Raw genomic sequence first — 14,085 nt, forward strand, 5'->3', positions numbered from 1 at the left:
CCGCCCCGGCCGCCGGCCACCCCGTGCGCCGGGGGGCGTCACCGCGGCTCCGGCGGCCGCTGACGGGGCATGTTCGGGCGGGAGTTGGCGCCCGGCGGGAGGGGAAACCTGCCCTGCCCCGCCGCCGCGTCCTGCCGTCCCCCGGACGCCACCGCGGCCTGCATGCCCAACGGCGCCGACCCGGTGCGGAACTCCACCATCCAGTCGGCCGTCTCCGTGCGCACCAGCTCCATCACGTCCTCCGAGAACCGCCGCAGCACCCCCAGGCACCGCTCGGCCGCCTCACTCGCCGTCCCCTCCGCGGGCCCCAGCACCTCCCGCACACTCTCCGACGCCCAGTCGAACTGCAGCACCTGCAGCCGCCGCTGCACGGCCTGCGCCGTCGCCATGTCCCTTATCCATCCGGACGTCACCCCGAAGAACCGGTCCACCACCACACACGCCACCGCCAGCAGCAGCGCCAGATAACCCCACGGCGCCACACCCCCCAGCACCCCGGTGAGGTCCAGCAGCGGAAGCCCCGCCCCGGCGACCGCCCCCGCCGCCGCCCCGCCGCGCAGCACCCGCGCGCCCCGCCGCTTCCACACCCGGTCCGCGAGATACCAGGACGCCGTCTGCAACGCCCCCCGCTCCACCCACCGGTACAGCTCCTCCAGCCGCTCCGCCGGCTCGCCCCAGTCGCCGAGCGGCAGCGCCCGCCCGGTCAGATCGCCCGGCCGCAGCCCGGCCGCGCCCTCGCCCCGCCCGTCCTGAGGCGGACCCTCGGGCTGCTTCTCCGGCTGCTGACCCACCCGGCACTCCCTACTGATCCCGGCCGAACACGAACGGCGACGTCACGTGACACTCGATGACGACGGTGCTGCTGACACGCCGGATCCTTCCTACCGCCCAATGGGTGGCGGAGAAGCGGCTTTCGCCGCCTTTCCGCCCGGAAGTGGGCCTTGATCAGGTATAGACCGCCGACCGAACTCACTCGAAAGAGTGCTGGGGCGACACCCGCACAGACCACGTAGGCTCGTGCCGAGCGGGAAAATCCCGTACCGATCTCAGGCCCTGAGGGTCCGGAAGAGGAGCTGATCGTGATTCCCGGTGGTGGCCAGCCCAACATGCAGCAGCTGCTCCAGCAGGCTCAGAAGATGCAGCAGGACCTGGCCCGTGCCCAGGAGGAACTGGCGAACACGGAGGTCGACGGGCAGGCGGGCGGCGGTCTGGTGAAGGCCACGGTGACCGGCGCCGGTGAGCTGCGCGCGCTGAAGATCGATCCCAAGGCGGTGGACCCGGAGGACACCGAGACCCTCGCCGACCTGATCGTCGCGGCCGTCCAGGCGGCCAACCAGAACGCGCAGACGCTCCAGCAGCAGAAGCTCGGCCCGCTGGCCCAGGGACTGGGCGGCGGCAGCGGCATCCCCGGCCTGCCTTTCTAAGACGGGCCCCGGCCAACTACCGTACGTACTGCAAGGAACCCCAGGAAGGACGGCAGTCCGTTGTACGAAGGCGTGGTCCAGGACCTCATCGACGAACTGGGGCGGCTGCCCGGCGTCGGTCCCAAGAGCGCGCAGCGGATCGCCTTCCACATCCTCCAGGCGGAACCGACGGACGTACGGCGTCTCGCGCAGGCCCTCATGGAGGTCAAGGCGAAGGTCCGCTTCTGTGCGACCTGCGGGAACGTGGCGCAGGAGGAGCTGTGCGGCATCTGCCGCGACGCCCGCCGCGATCTGTCGGTCATCTGTGTCGTGGAGGAGCCGAAGGACGTGGTGGCGATCGAGCGGACCCGCGAGTTCCGCGGCCGCTACCACGTGCTGGGCGGAGCGATCAGCCCCATCGAGGGGGTCGGTCCCGACGACCTGCGGATACGAGAACTTCTCGCGCGGTTGGCCGACGGGACGGTGACGGAACTGATCCTGGCCACGGACCCCAACCTGGAGGGCGAGGCGACGGCGACGTACCTCGCCCGCATGATCAAGCCCATGGGCCTGAAGGTCACCCGCCTGGCCAGCGGCCTCCCTGTGGGCGGCGACCTGGAGTACGCGGACGAGGTCACCCTCGGCCGCGCCTTCGAGGGGAGACGACTCCTAGATGTCTGACGCCACGCTGCACGCGACCGAACGGAATCCGGACGACTTCGCGGTCCAGATCGCGGACCAGGTGGAGAGCTTCCTGGTGGCCGTCACGGAGGTCGCGAAGGGAGACGAGCCGGACTCGGCCGTCCCCTTCCTCCTCCTGGAGGTCTCCCAGCTGCTGCTGGCCGGCGGCCGCCTCGGCGCGCACGAGGACATCGTCCCCGACGAGCGCTACGAGCCCGACACGGGCCCCGACGCGGACGTCGACGAACTCCGCGAGAACCTGGCCCGTCTCCTGGACCCGATCGACGTCTACTCCGAGGTCTTCGACCCCTACGAGCCCCGCAAGGCGCCCGTCCCGGCCCGGATCTCCGACGACCTCGCCGACGTCATCACCGACCTGCGCCACGGCATGGCCCACTACCGCGCCGGCCGCACCTCCGAGGCCCTGTGGTGGTGGCAGTTCTCCTACTTCTCCAACTGGGGGTCCACCGCCTCCGCCACCCTGCGCGCCCTGCACTCCGTCCTCGCCCACGTCCGGCTGAACCAGCCCCTCGAGGAACTCGACGGGCTCGACACCGACCAGGGCATGGGCGACGACACCCTGGAGTTCGAGGCGGGCAAGGTCATGGAGCATGAGATCGCCGACCACCTGGGCCTGGGCCGCGCGAGGTGACGTCCGCCCCCGGCGGGCCCGGCCCCGAGCCCCTCGACCGGCTCGTGGCTCCGGCCCGGTGGGGGCTCACAGCCCCCACAGCCCCTTCGCCATCGCGCTGAACCCGCCCGTCAGGGACAGGGCCAGGATCAGCAGGCGGGCGCAGGGTTCCGGCAGACGGCCCGCGAGGGTTCCGCCGAGGAGGGCCCCCGCCGTCAGGGCGGCGGCGACCGAGGCCCACTGGGGGCCGGTCAGAGCCGGCGTTCCGTTCGCCGCCACCGAGAACGCGTTCACGACCACGCCGTAGAACTGCGCGTTCGGGACGAACTCCCGTACCGTCCAGTCCGCGTTGACGGCGTAGAGGGAGACCGGCGGGCCGCCGACGCCCGCCGCCGCGTTCATGAAGCCGCCCGCCGCGCCGGCCACCACCGCGCCCCGCACGCCCCGCAGCGCGGGGACCCGGGCGCCCCGCATGACCAGCAGGACCGCGAGGGTCACCAGGGCGCCCATCACCAACAGCAGGACCGCTTCGGGGAGTTGGCGGGTCAGCCAGGCCCCCGCCGGGACCGTGCAGGCCGCGGCCGCGCTCAGCGGGACCATCGCCGCCGCGCGTACCCGGCGCCAGCCGCCCGCCAGGCCCACGACGCTGATCGCGCCCGCCGCGCAGTTCGCGAGGACGACCCCCTCGAAGGGGCCGAGCAGCAGCACCAGCGCGGGGACCGCCACCAGCGCGAAGCCCATCCCGGTCAGCCACTGCACGCACGAACCCAGCAGCACGATGCCCGCCAGCAGTGCGTCGGCCATGCTCGCTCCACCCGTCATGGTGTACCTGCCTACACCACCGGTCCGGGGGTGCGCTCTCTCCTTCGTCCGGGCCGGGGACGGGATCGTTGATCCCGCAAGCGCAGCGCCCACGACTTCCGAAGGACACGCCCCCGTGAAGACGCTCCTCTCCTCCCGCCCCGTCCTGTGGTTCCTCTTCCTCTTCAATCTCGTCGTGGCCCTCGCCGCGCCCTTCGTGCTGGACGGGACGCGGGGTGTGACGACCGCCGTCGGCATGGGCGTCGTCTCGCTCGGGGCCGGCGTCGGTCTGGTCCGGGACCGGGGCGGCCGGGCCTCCGTCTGAGAATTGGCAGGGTCCTGGACGTCCGCTGTACGACGGCTGCACGGGCCCTAACCGGCCGGACGCGAGTCTTGGGTCATCCCGACAGGCACTGCCCGCACAGGAGTTGCGATGACCCGAAAGACCCGCATACGCGCCGCCCTCGTCACCGCCACCGCCCTCGTCACCGCCGCCACGGTGACCGCGGGGGTCAGCGCGGCCGGTTCCGAGAAGGCCCGCAAGCCGACCGAGAAGCAGATCGCCGCCCTCTTCGACGGCTGGAACGCCGCCCTGCGCACCGGCGACGCCGAGACCGTCGCGGACCGCTACGCCAGGGACGCGGTCCTGCTGCCCACCGTCTCCAACAAGGTCCGCACCGACCGCGCCGGCATCGTCGACTACTTCGCGCACTTCCTGCGGAACAAGCCGGTCGGCAAGAAGACCGAGACGCACATCAACGTCCTCGACGCCGACTCCGCGATCGACACGGGCGTGTACGAGTTCACCCTCACCGACCACGAGACCGGCGAGAAGCGTGTCGTCGAGGCCCGCTACACGTACGAGTACGAGAAGCGCGGCGGCGCGTGGAAGATCGTCAACCACCACTCGTCCGCGATGCCCGAGGGCTGATCACCCCACGCGCTGCGCCGCCCGCAGGGTGATGCGCACGCACAGGCCGCCCCCGGCCGCGTCCGCCAGGGCCACCGTCCCGCCGTCGTCCGTCACCAGCTGCTTGACGACGGCGAGGCCGAGCCCCGAACCGGAGCGCCCGGTCAGGCCCTGGCCGCGCCAGAAGCGGTCGAAGGCGCGGGACTTCTCCGCGTCCGACATGCCCGGTCCCTCGTCCGCCACGGACAGGACCACTTCACCCGCCCCGGCCTCCATCCGGACGGTGATCGTCCCGCCGTCCGGTGAGACCTCCAGGGCGTTCGAGAGCACGTTGTCCAGCACCTGGTCCAGATGACCGGGGCCGGCCAGCACGGACGGCCGGTCGCCGACACCACTCCCCCTGAGCGCGATGGTGACTCCGCGCTCGTCGGCGGCCGGTCTCCACACCGTCAGCCGTTCGTCCACGATGTCCTTGAGGGGCAGCGGCTCGGCGGCCGTCACCTTCGCCTCGGCCCGCGCCAGCACCAGCAGGCCGTTCACCAGACGGCTCATACGGACCACCTCCGCCGTCGCCTGGTCCACGTCCTCCCGCACGGACTCGTCGTCCACCCCGTCCGCGATGTTGTCCAGCGACAGGCGCAACGCCGTGAGCGGCGTGCGGAGTTGGTGCGAGGCGTCGGCCACGAAGATGCGCTGCGAGGCGACCAGGGTGTCCAGGCGTTCCGCGCCCTGGTTGAGGGTGCGGGCGAGGGTCTGGGTCTCCGGCGGGCCCGTCACGGGGGAGCGGGCGGTCAGGTCGCCGTCGCTGAACCTGCTCGCCATGGAGTTGAGTTCGCGCAGCGGCGCGGTGATCCGGCGGGCGGCGAACGCGCCGATCGCGGCCGCGGCGGCCAGGACGAGGACGGCGAGCCCGGCCCGGAAGCCCCAGATCTGCCACAGCCGTCTGGTCATGTCCGAGGTCGAGTAGACGATCCGCACGGCCGTCGCCCCCTGGGCGGGGACGGTCACCGTCAGACGCTCGCCCCAGATGAAGTCGGAGCCCCAGTCGGTCGTCGGATCGTCGTGCCTGACGGCCCGGGTCAGCGCCGCGTCCGGGGCGGGCTCCGGCAGGTGCGGGGCACAGCTGCCGGTGGGGGTCGCCTGGACGTCGCCGGGGGTCTCACGGCCGTACGCCCTGGCCACCTCGGTCAGCGCCTCGCAGGAGATGCGGTCGCCGTTGCCCAGCAGCAGCGCCATGGTCTCGGCCTCGCGCAGCACGGACAGCTCGGTGTCGTCCCGCAGCTGTCTGGTGAGCGTGAAGGCCACCGGCACGGTGAACAGCAGCACGGCCACCGCGACGAGCAGGATGTAGCTGCGGATGAGCTGCCGGTTCACGAGGCCTCGGCGTCCTGGACGATCTCCAGCCGGAAGCCGACCCCGCGCACCGCCTCGACGGCGAGGACCCCGGCGAACTTCCGCCGCAGCGCCGCCACATGCACGTCCAGCGTCTTCGTCGGGCCGAACCAGTTCGCGTCCCAGACCGCTTCCATGATCTGCTCCCGGGACATCAGGGCGCCCGGTTCCTCGGTGAGGAAGGCCAGCAGGTCGTACTCCTTCGGCGCGAGGGCGACCTCCTCGCCGTCCACGCGCACCCGGGCCGCCTTGCGGTCGATGGTCAGCCGGGACCCGTACCGGTCCGCTCCGCCGGCGTCGTCCGTCGTACGGGGCTGCGCGCGCCGCATCACCGCCCGTATGCGCGCGATGACCTCCCGCACCCCGAACGGCTTGGTCACGTAGTCGTCGGCGCCCAGCTCCAGGCCGACCACCCGGTCGGTCTCGTCGCTGCGCGCGCTGATCACGATGATCGGCACGTCACCGCGCCCGCGCAGCGCCCGGCAGACGTCGAGGCCGTCGGTGTCGGGCAGTCCCAGGTCCAGGAGGACGACGTCGTAGGGGCCCGCGTGGGCCAGGGCCGCGGCGCCCGTGGCGACCCAGTCGACCTCGAAGCCGTAGCGCTTCAGTCCGCGCCGCAGCGACTGGGCGACCGGCTCGTCGTCTTCCACCAGGAGTATGCGCACAGCCGCACGATAGTGCTTGAAACTTAATTCACAGCTATCACTTCGGCGTCAGGGGGAAGGGAAGTCTCCGAGCGGGCGTCCGGCACATCTCACGATGCGGTACTCGGGAGGTGAAATGCGGGCGCTCGTTAGACTGAGCCGACCCGCAGTACAAGGGCGTATGTGCGGAAAGAGACAAACTGAGCGAGGAGCGCACGTGGGCCTTGTCGTGCAGAAGTACGGAGGCTCCTCCGTAGCCGATGCCGAGGGCATCAAGCGCGTCGCCAAGCGGATCGTGGAAGCGAAGAAGAACGGCCACCAGGTGGTCGTCGTCGTTTCCGCGATGGGCGACACGACGGACGAGCTGATCGATCTCGCCGAGCAGGTGTCGCCGATGCCTGCCGGGCGTGAGTTCGACATGCTGCTGACCGCCGGAGAGCGGATCTCCATGGCACTGCTGGCCATGGCGATCAAAAACCTGGGGCACGAAGCCCAGTCGTTCACCGGCAGCCAGGCAGGCGTCATCACCGACTCGGTTCACAACAAAGCCCGGATCATCGATGTCACGCCGGGCCGCATCCGGGAGTCCCTGGACAAGGGCAACATCGCCATCGTCGCAGGGTTCCAGGGTGTCAGCCAGGACAAGAAGGACATCACGACCCTGGGCCGCGGTGGCTCCGACACCACCGCCGTCGCCCTCGCCGCCGCGCTCGACGCCGAGGTCTGCGAGATCTACACCGACGTCGACGGTGTGTTCACCGCCGACCCGCGGGTGGTGAAGAAGGCCAGGAAGATCGACTGGATCGCCTTCGAGGACATGCTGGAGCTCGCGGCCTCCGGCTCCAAGGTGCTGCTCCACCGCTGTGTGGAGTACGCCCGCCGTTACAACATCCCGATCCATGTCCGGTCCAGCTTCAGCGGACTTCAGGGCACCTGGGTCAGCAGTGAGCCGATTGGGGACCAGAAGGTGGAGCAGGCCATCATCTCCGGTGTCGCGCACGACACCTCCGAGGCCAAGATCACGGTCGTCGGTGTGCCGGACAAGCCGGGCGAGGCCGCCGCGATCTTCCGTACGATCTCCGACGCCGAGATCAACATCGACATGATCGTGCAGAACGTGTCGGCCGCGTCGACCGGGCTGACGGACATCTCCTTCACCCTCCCCAAGGCCGAGGGCCGCAAGGCCATCGACGCCCTGGAGAAGAACAAGGCCGGCATCGGCTTCGACTCCCTGCGCTACGACGACCAGATCGGCAAGATCTCGCTGGTCGGCGCCGGGATGAAGACCAACCCGGGCGTCACGGCTGACTTCTTCACGGCCCTGTCCGACGCGGGCGTGAACATCGAGCTGATCTCGACCTCCGAGATCCGCATCTCGGTCGTCACGCGCGCCGACGACGTCAACGAGGCCGTCCGCGCCGTGCACACGGCGTTCGGGCTCGACTCCGACAGCGACGAGGCCGTCGTCTACGGAGGCACCGGGCGCTGATGCCGGGAACCCGCCGGCCGACGCTCGCGGTCGTGGGAGCGACCGGAGCCGTCGGCACCGTGATGCTCCAGATCCTGTCCCAGCGTGCGGACATCTGGGGCGAGATCCGTCTCGTCGCCTCACCGCGTTCGGCCGGCCGCAAGCTGGCCGTGCGCGGCGAGGAGGTCGAGGTCGTGGCCCTGTCGGAGGAGGCCTTCGACGGGGTCGACATCGCCATGTTCGACGTACCGGACGAGGTCGCCGAGCAGTGGGCGCCGGTCGCCGCCGCCAAGGGCGTGGTCGTCGTGGACAACTCCGGCGCCTTCCGGATGGATCCGGACGTGCCGCTGGTCGTCCCCGAGGTCAACCCGCACGCCGTGCACATCCGGCCGCGCGGGATCGTCGCCAACCCCAACTGCACGACCCTGTCCATGATCGTCGCCCTGGGCGCGCTGCACGCCGCGTACGGGCTCCGCGAGCTGGTGGTGTCCTCGTACCAGGCGGTCAGCGGGGCCGGGCGGGCCGGCGTGGAGACGCTGCGGCAGCAGATGTCGCTGGTGGCCGGGACCGAGCTGGGCACCAGCCCCGGGGACGTGCGGCGGGCCGTGGGTGAGAACACCGGGCCGTTCCCGGAGCCGGTCGCGCTGAACGTGGTGCCCTGGGCCGGGTCGCTGCGCGAGGACGGCTGGTCGTCGGAGGAGATGAAGGTGCGGGACGAGTCCCGCAAGATCCTCGGGCTGCCGACGCTGCCGGTCGCCGTGACCTGTGTGCGGGTGCCGGTCGTCACCACGCACTCCCTCACCGTCCACGCCCGCTTCCAGGACTCGGTCACCGTCGAGGGCGCCCGCGAGATCATCGCCACCGCCCCCGGGGTCGTCCTGTGCGACAACCCCGAGGCGGGCGAGTTCCCCACGCCCGCCGACGTCGTCGGCACCGACCCGACCTGGGTGGGCCGGGTGCGCCGGGCCCTGGACGACCCGACCGCGCTGGAGCTGTTCGTGTGCGGGGACAACCTGCGCAAGGGAGCCGCCCTCAACACCGCGCAGATCGCCGAACTGGTGGCTGCGGAACGGGTGTGACGTCTGCGGCGCCCGCAACGCTAGGACAAGTGAGCGCTCCCATCCGGAAATGCCCTGGCCAGGACCGGGAGCGTTTGTAAGATCGCGGAACGAAGTGTGAGCCGGTCGATGGTCCGGACCACTTGTATCGGACATCTTTACTACCGAAGATTGTCCGAAGACTTTCCTCCCCGCCCTCCGCAACCATGCGGAGGGCGGGGAGCGTCTTTGCGGTCCCGGCGTGGGGACGCCGTGACCCGGGCGTGGGGACGCCCGTACATATGGATATAGGGGAAGAGCGGGACACATGAGACGGGTATGCGTGGCCTCGGTCGACGTAAAAGTGACGCCCGGCGCGTACAACCTCCACGGGGGGACGTGTGTCCAACTGGCGTGGCAGAAGTACTCGACTTCCCCGTGGCGACCCGCGGTACGGCCCTACGGCCGCCCCGCGCCGTCCTCCGACCCCGCGTGCCCGGGGCACCCGGCGGCATGCCGGTGATCGCGCCCATGCCCGCAGCGCGGCCCACCCGCATCCCCAGCCAGCGTGACGGTTCCGAGTACGCCGAACCCGCCGAGAACGCGGTCGCGGCCGGCACCACCGTCGACCACCTCACCGAGACCTACCGGGCCCACTACCGCTCGCTGCTCGGTCTCGCCGCCCTCCTCCTCGACGACACGGCCTCCTGCGAGGACGTCGTCCAGGAGGCCTTCATCCGCGTCCACTCCGCCCGCAAACGCGTCCGCGACCCGGAGAAGACCCTCGCCTACCTGCGCCAGACGGTCGTCAACCTCTCCCGCTCCGCCCTGCGCCGCCGCATCCTCGGCCTGAAGCTGCTCTCCAAGCCGATGCCGGACATGGCCAGCGCGGAGGAGGGCGCCTACGACCAGCTGGAGCGCGACTCGCTCATCAAGGCGATGAAGGGACTGCAGCGCCGCCAGCGCGAGGTCCTCGTGCTGCGCTACTTCGCGGACATGACCGAGGCCCAGGTCGCCGAGACCCTCGGCATCTCCCTCGGCTCGGTCAAGGCCTACGGCTCCCGCGGCATAGCCGCCCTGCGCACCGCGATGGGGGCGTCGGCGTGAACGACGAGGTCGAGGGCCGGGGCTCGCACGAGCGCCATGAACCCTACGCGTGGCACGAGCCGATGACGCCCCCCACACAAGAGCCGAAGCAATCGCACGCTGGGAACTCAACCGTGAACCACCACCTCGACGACCAGGGCTTTGACGGGCTCGACTCGGACGAGCTGGCACTGCGCCGGATGCTGCACCAGGCGGTCCAGGAGATGGAACCGCGCGACGGAACCCTGGACCACCTGCGCCGGGCCGTCCCCGCCCGCCGGGCCCGCAAGCGGCAGGCCACCGTCGGCATGGCGGCCGCGGCGCTCTTCCTCTGCACCGCCGTCCCCGCCGTGCTCCACGTGTCCAACGCGGGCGGCTCCGACGCCAACCCGGCCATCGCCGGCCAGGCCTCCCAGTCCGAGGGCGGCGCGAACGAGGGCAAGGGCCCCGAGGGCGGGTCCACCGGCAAGGTGGGCGGCCCCTCGGACAAGATCGAAGAGCAGGGCAAGGAGAGCGCGGGCGACTCCGGCCAGAGCAAGGGCACGGGCAGCACCGGCGCCGCCGGCGGCTCCGAGTCCTCCTCCACCTCCACCGCGTCCGCCCCTGCCTGCACGGCGTCCCAGCTCGGCTCCACCTCCGCGGGGGTCAACGGCCCCGACTCGGCCGGCACCGTCTACGGCACGTTCCGGGTGGCCAACGTCTCCGGCACCGCCTGTACCGTCGCCGGGGCCGTCTCCCTCACCCCGACCGCCCAGGGCGCCGCCGACCCCACGAAGATCAGCGTGGCGCAGCATGTCTCCGGCGACGCGGCGGCCGGCCTGCCCGACCCCTCGCTCTACGTCACCCAGCACGTGCTCGCCCCGGGCTCCGCGTACGAGGTGCGCTTCGCCTGGGTGCCGTCCGAGACCTGCCCCACCACGAACGGCAGCGGCGGCGGCACCGGAGGCGAGTCCTCTCCCTCCCCGACACCGACCGAGCAGACCGGCACCACGGGCGACAGCGCCTCCGGCGCCACCACCCAGCTGCTCACCGAGGACGGCACCGTCGACGGCAGCGTGGTCGTCACCTACACCGCGGACGACGGCTCCACGACGCTCTCGGCGACGGTGCCCGACGCGTGCGCGGGCACCGTCTACCGGACGGGCGTGCTGGCCTCGTCCTGAGCCGGCGCCTCCGCGGCGCCGGGAGCCTCGTCCGGGACGATCCCGAGGGCCGCGTCCCGGGCGAACTCCGCCTCGCGGCGCAGCAGCCGGAACCACATGAACACCACGAACCCGGCGAAGACGAACCACTCACCGGTGTAGCCCAGGTTCTGGAACGCCTTCAGGTCCAGCCCCGAGTCCGGCGCCGCGCTCACCGGCACCGTCGTCATCCCGGCGTCGGCGGAGCCGAGGGTGACCCAGGCGTCGTAGACGTCGTACGGCACGAGATTGATCAGGGACGCGGCGCTGATCGCCGCGGTCTGGCCGTCCGGCAGGCCGCCCCGGCCGCTCACCCCGTTGTCACCGGGCTGCTCGGAGGCCTGCAGCGCGCCGGTGACGGTGACCTCGCCGGAGGGCGGGGCGGGGGCCTCGGCCGGGTCCGCCTTCCCGGGCAGCCAGCCCCGTACGACGGGCAGCGCCTTGCCGCCGTCCGTCCGCAGCAGGGTCAGCACGTAGTACCCGCTCGCGCCGTCCAGGTCCCGGTCCGGCACCAGCAGCTGCTCGCCGTACCGCCCGCTCGCGGTGACCTTCTTGCCGACGGTCGCCTTGTCGACGGGCAGCAGCTCCGCCAGCGGCCGGGCCGCCTCCTCGCGGTTCGACTCGGCCCGAGCCGTCGCCTCGCGATGGTCGTCGACACGTGACTCGAACCGGCTCAGCTGCCAGGACCCCATGTACACGCAGAAGGGGATGGCCAGCAGTACGAAGACGTTGATCCCCCACCAGCGGGGCGTCAGCAGAAACCGGTACACGCCCTCCACGGTACGTGGCGGGGCCTCTGTGTCCGGGCGCGGGGTCGTCACCGGCGGGCAACGCGGTGCCGGGTGTCTTCCGCCCCCTCGTCGGAAAGCGGTTCACGCTGCTCTGACCTGCACGGATGTAAAGGTTGTCCACAGGCCTGCGGCCTCGGCGGTCGATTGTCGTCGCGGGCGGGCAGTATGGGTCCATGACTGAGAGCTACGGATCCGCCGCGTCGGAGTTGTACGAGGAGATGCCGGACTGGGAGAAGCGCTTCAGGGCGCCCAGGGTGTCGCTGCCGGACTGGGCGGAGGACGCGCCTGACCGTTCCCTGTTCGTTTCCAATGCGACGGGTACGTACGAGCTGTACGCCTGGGACCGCGCCACGGGTGAGCAGCGCCAGGTGACCCAACGGGCGAACGGCACGACGGACGGCGTGCTGACCCCGGACGGGGCGTGGATCTGGTGGTTCGACGACAAGGACGGCGACGAGTTCGGCGTCTGGCGCCGGCAGCCGTTCGAGGGCGGCGAGGACGAGCTGGCGACGCCGGGACTGGATCCCTCGTACCCGGCGGGGCTCGCGCTCGGCCGTGACGGCCGTACGGCGGTGGTGGGCCGCTCGACGGACGAGGAGGGCACGACGATCCATGTGGCACGGACCGGTGAACCCCCCTTCGAGCTGTACCGCCACCGGGAGTCGGCGGGCGTGGGCGACCTGTCCCACGACGGCTCGCTGATCGCCATCGAGCACACCGAGCACGGGGACGCGATGCACTCCGCGCTGCGGGTGGTGCGGCCGGACGGCACGGTCGTGGCCGAGCTGGACGACACCAAGGGCGGCCAGGAGGAACTGGGCCTGGAGGTCCTGGGCTTCGCGCCGGTGGACGGCGACACCCGGCTGCTGATCGGGCATCAGAGGCGGGGCCGCTGGGAGCCGCTGGTGTGGGACGTGGCCACGGGCGAGGAGACGGACCTGGCGCTGGACCTGCCGGGCGATGTCAGCGCCGAGTGGTACCCGGACGGCTCCGGCCTGCTGATCGCGCACAGCTTCGAGGCGCGGAGCGAGTTGTTCCGCTACGACCTGGTGAACGGCGGGCTGGACCGGGTGCCGACCCCGCGGGGCACGGTCTCCGGGGCCACGGCCCGTCCGGACGGCAGCGTGGAGTACCTGTGGTCCTCGGCCGCCGAGCCGCCGGTGGTCCGCTCGACGTCGGGCCGGGTCGTCCTCGACCCGCCGGGCATGAAGTCCCCGGGCTCGGTCCCCGTGGAGGACGTGTGGGTGGAGGGCCCCGGCGGCCGTATCCACGCCCTGGTCCAGAAGCCGGCGGGTGCCACCGGGCCCCTCCCCACCGTCTTCGACATCCACGGCGGCCCGACCTGGCACGACAGCGACGCCTTCGCGGCGGCCCCGGCGGCCTGGGTCGACCACGGGTACGCGGTGATCCGGGTCAACTACCGCGGCTCGACGGGCTACGGCAGGGCCTGGACGGACGCGCTGAAGGTGCGGGTCGGCCTGATCGAGCTGGAGGACATCGCGGCGGTGCGGGAGTGGGCGGTCTCCTCCGGCCTGTCCGACCCCTCCCGCCTGATCCTCACCGGCGGCTCCTGGGGCGGTTACCTGACCCTCCTCGGTCTGGGCGTCGAGCCGGACGCGTGGACCCTGGGCATCGCGGCGGTGCCGGTCGCCGACTACGTCACGGCCTACCACGACGAGATGGAGGCCCTGAAGGCGATGGACCGCACCCTGCTGGGCGGCACCCCCGAGGAGGTCCCCGACCGCTTCGAGGCCTCGTCCCCCTTGACGTACGTCGACGACGTCAAGGCTCCCGTGTACATCTCGGCCGGTGTCAACGACCCCCGCTGTCCCATCCGCCAGATCGACAACTACGTCAAGCGTCTGGAGGCGAGGGGAGCCACCCACGAGGTCTACCGCTACGACGCGGGCCATGGCTCCCTGGTCGTGGACGAGCGCATCAAGCAGGTGAGACTGGAACTGGAGTTCGCGGAGAGGCACCTGCGGTAGCCGGGCCGGGGCGCCGGGGCGCCGGGGGGGGGCGGGGCCGGGGAACATCTGCGGGCGCGTCGTGGCTGATCG

15 protein-coding genes are annotated in these 14,085 nt (G+C 71.6%); 10 read left to right on the forward strand and 5 right to left on the reverse strand.

All coding sequences use genetic code 11. The annotated features are described in order from the left end of the window. Window positions 1-38: 38 nt before the first annotated feature. Complete coding sequence (locus ACFY2L_RS21685; RefSeq protein ID WP_390659283.1) at window positions 39-791, reverse strand: SLATT domain-containing protein; 753 nt, start codon at window positions 789-791, stop codon at window positions 39-41. Window positions 792-1,079: 288 nt separating this feature from the next. On the opposite strand from ACFY2L_RS21685, the gene ACFY2L_RS21690 reads away from it, so the two are divergent. Genes ACFY2L_RS21690 through ACFY2L_RS21700 form a run of 3 tightly spaced genes read left to right on the forward strand, consistent with a single transcriptional unit; the run spans window position 1,080 to window position 2,736 of the window. Then, window positions 1,080-1,424 carry a YbaB/EbfC family nucleoid-associated protein gene (locus tag ACFY2L_RS21690; RefSeq protein ID WP_390659284.1) on the forward strand — a complete coding sequence of 115 codons (345 nt, stop codon included), beginning with the start codon at window positions 1,080-1,082 and terminating at the stop codon, window positions 1,422-1,424. Window positions 1,425-1,484: 60 nt separating this feature from the next. Then, window positions 1,485-2,084 carry a recombination mediator RecR gene (gene recR / locus ACFY2L_RS21695; RefSeq protein ID WP_390659285.1) on the forward strand — a complete coding sequence of 200 codons (600 nt, stop codon included), beginning with the start codon at window positions 1,485-1,487 and terminating at the stop codon, window positions 2,082-2,084. Then, entirely contained in the window at window positions 2,077-2,736 is a 660-nt protein-coding gene (locus tag ACFY2L_RS21700) for a DUF5063 domain-containing protein (RefSeq protein ID WP_390659286.1), read from the forward strand. The genes recR and ACFY2L_RS21700 overlap by 8 nt, the downstream gene beginning before the upstream one ends. A gap of 66 nt (window positions 2,737-2,802) precedes the next feature. On the opposite strand, the gene ACFY2L_RS21705 is transcribed toward ACFY2L_RS21700, so the two are convergent. Further along, a complete protein-coding gene (locus tag ACFY2L_RS21705) occupies window positions 2,803-3,519 on the reverse strand; it encodes a TSUP family transporter (RefSeq protein WP_390823094.1) in 717 nt (238 codons plus the stop codon). Between the two features lie 133 nt (window positions 3,520-3,652). Between ACFY2L_RS21705 and ACFY2L_RS21710 the strand changes: the two genes are divergently transcribed. Then, window positions 3,653-3,841, forward strand: coding sequence for a hypothetical protein (locus ACFY2L_RS21710; RefSeq protein WP_390823095.1), 189 nt, complete (start codon window positions 3,653-3,655; stop codon window positions 3,839-3,841). 108 nt (window positions 3,842-3,949) lie between these two features. Beyond that, window positions 3,950-4,447 carry an SgcJ/EcaC family oxidoreductase gene (locus tag ACFY2L_RS21715; RefSeq protein ID WP_390659289.1) on the forward strand — a complete coding sequence of 166 codons (498 nt, stop codon included), beginning with the start codon at window positions 3,950-3,952 and terminating at the stop codon, window positions 4,445-4,447. Here the strand turns inward: ACFY2L_RS21715 and ACFY2L_RS21720 are convergent, their stop codons facing one another. Both ACFY2L_RS21720 and ACFY2L_RS21725 read right to left on the reverse strand, forming a co-directional pair. Beyond that, the gene (locus tag ACFY2L_RS21720; protein WP_390823097.1) at window positions 4,448-5,800 is read right to left on the reverse strand and encodes a sensor histidine kinase; all 1,353 of its coding nucleotides are present in this window, start codon (window positions 5,798-5,800) and stop codon (window positions 4,448-4,450) included. It lies immediately after the preceding gene. Continuing rightward, on the reverse strand, window positions 5,797-6,483 hold the full coding sequence (locus ACFY2L_RS21725) for a response regulator transcription factor (protein ID WP_390823099.1): 687 nt from the start codon (window positions 6,481-6,483) through the stop codon (window positions 5,797-5,799). Before ACFY2L_RS21725 ends, ACFY2L_RS21720 begins: the two co-directional genes overlap by 4 nt. Window positions 6,484-6,679: 196 nt before the next feature. Here ACFY2L_RS21725 and ACFY2L_RS21730 point away from each other — a divergent pair, with 196 nt between their 5' ends. The 4 genes from ACFY2L_RS21730 to ACFY2L_RS21745 all read left to right on the forward strand — a co-directional run bounded on the left by ACFY2L_RS21730 (window position 6,680) and on the right by ACFY2L_RS21745 (window position 11,216). Then, window positions 6,680-7,951, forward strand: a complete 1,272-nt coding sequence (locus ACFY2L_RS21730) for an aspartate kinase (protein ID WP_390659292.1) — start codon at window positions 6,680-6,682, stop codon at window positions 7,949-7,951. Beyond that, complete coding sequence (locus tag ACFY2L_RS21735; protein WP_390659293.1) at window positions 7,951-9,009, forward strand: aspartate-semialdehyde dehydrogenase; 1,059 nt, start codon at window positions 7,951-7,953, stop codon at window positions 9,007-9,009. The genes ACFY2L_RS21730 and ACFY2L_RS21735 overlap by 1 nt, the downstream gene beginning before the upstream one ends. 372 nt (window positions 9,010-9,381) lie before the next feature. Next, entirely contained in the window at window positions 9,382-10,074 is a 693-nt protein-coding gene (locus tag ACFY2L_RS21740) for a SigE family RNA polymerase sigma factor (protein WP_390659294.1), read from the forward strand. A 113-nt stretch (window positions 10,075-10,187) separates the two neighbouring features. Then, window positions 10,188-11,216, forward strand: a complete 1,029-nt coding sequence (locus ACFY2L_RS21745) for a hypothetical protein (protein WP_390659295.1) — start codon at window positions 10,188-10,190, stop codon at window positions 11,214-11,216. On the opposite strand, the gene ACFY2L_RS21750 is transcribed toward ACFY2L_RS21745, so the two are convergent. Continuing rightward, window positions 11,186-12,004 carry an SURF1 family protein gene (locus ACFY2L_RS21750; RefSeq protein ID WP_390659296.1) on the reverse strand — a complete coding sequence of 273 codons (819 nt, stop codon included), beginning with the start codon at window positions 12,002-12,004 and terminating at the stop codon, window positions 11,186-11,188. The two genes, ACFY2L_RS21745 and ACFY2L_RS21750, sit on opposite strands and share 31 nt — an antisense overlap. A gap of 194 nt (window positions 12,005-12,198) precedes the next feature. Here ACFY2L_RS21750 and ACFY2L_RS21755 point away from each other — a divergent pair, with 194 nt between their 5' ends. Next, window positions 12,199-14,013, forward strand: a complete 1,815-nt coding sequence (locus ACFY2L_RS21755; protein WP_390659297.1) for a prolyl oligopeptidase family serine peptidase — start codon at window positions 12,199-12,201, stop codon at window positions 14,011-14,013. Window positions 14,014-14,085 lie beyond the last annotated feature (72 nt).

This window comes from Streptomyces sp. NPDC001381 (assembly GCF_042895685.1).
In the GTDB taxonomy this organism is placed as follows: Bacteria; Actinomycetota; Actinomycetes; order Streptomycetales; family Streptomycetaceae; genus Streptomyces.

Coding starts and splice junctions, on each gene's coding strand:
- ACFY2L_RS21700 (WP_390659286.1), top strand. CDS start 2,077: ATGTCTGACGCCACGCTGCACGCGACCGAACGGAATCCGGACGACTTC.
- ACFY2L_RS21705 (WP_390823094.1), bottom strand. CDS start 3,519: ATGGCCGACGCACTGCTGGCGGGCATCGTGCTGCTGGGTTCGTGCGTG.
- ACFY2L_RS21715 (WP_390659289.1), top strand. CDS start 3,950: ATGACCCGAAAGACCCGCATACGCGCCGCCCTCGTCACCGCCACCGCC.
- ACFY2L_RS21735 (WP_390659293.1), top strand. CDS start 7,951: ATGCCGGGAACCCGCCGGCCGACGCTCGCGGTCGTGGGAGCGACCGGA.
- ACFY2L_RS21755 (WP_390659297.1), top strand. CDS start 12,199: ATGACTGAGAGCTACGGATCCGCCGCGTCGGAGTTGTACGAGGAGATG.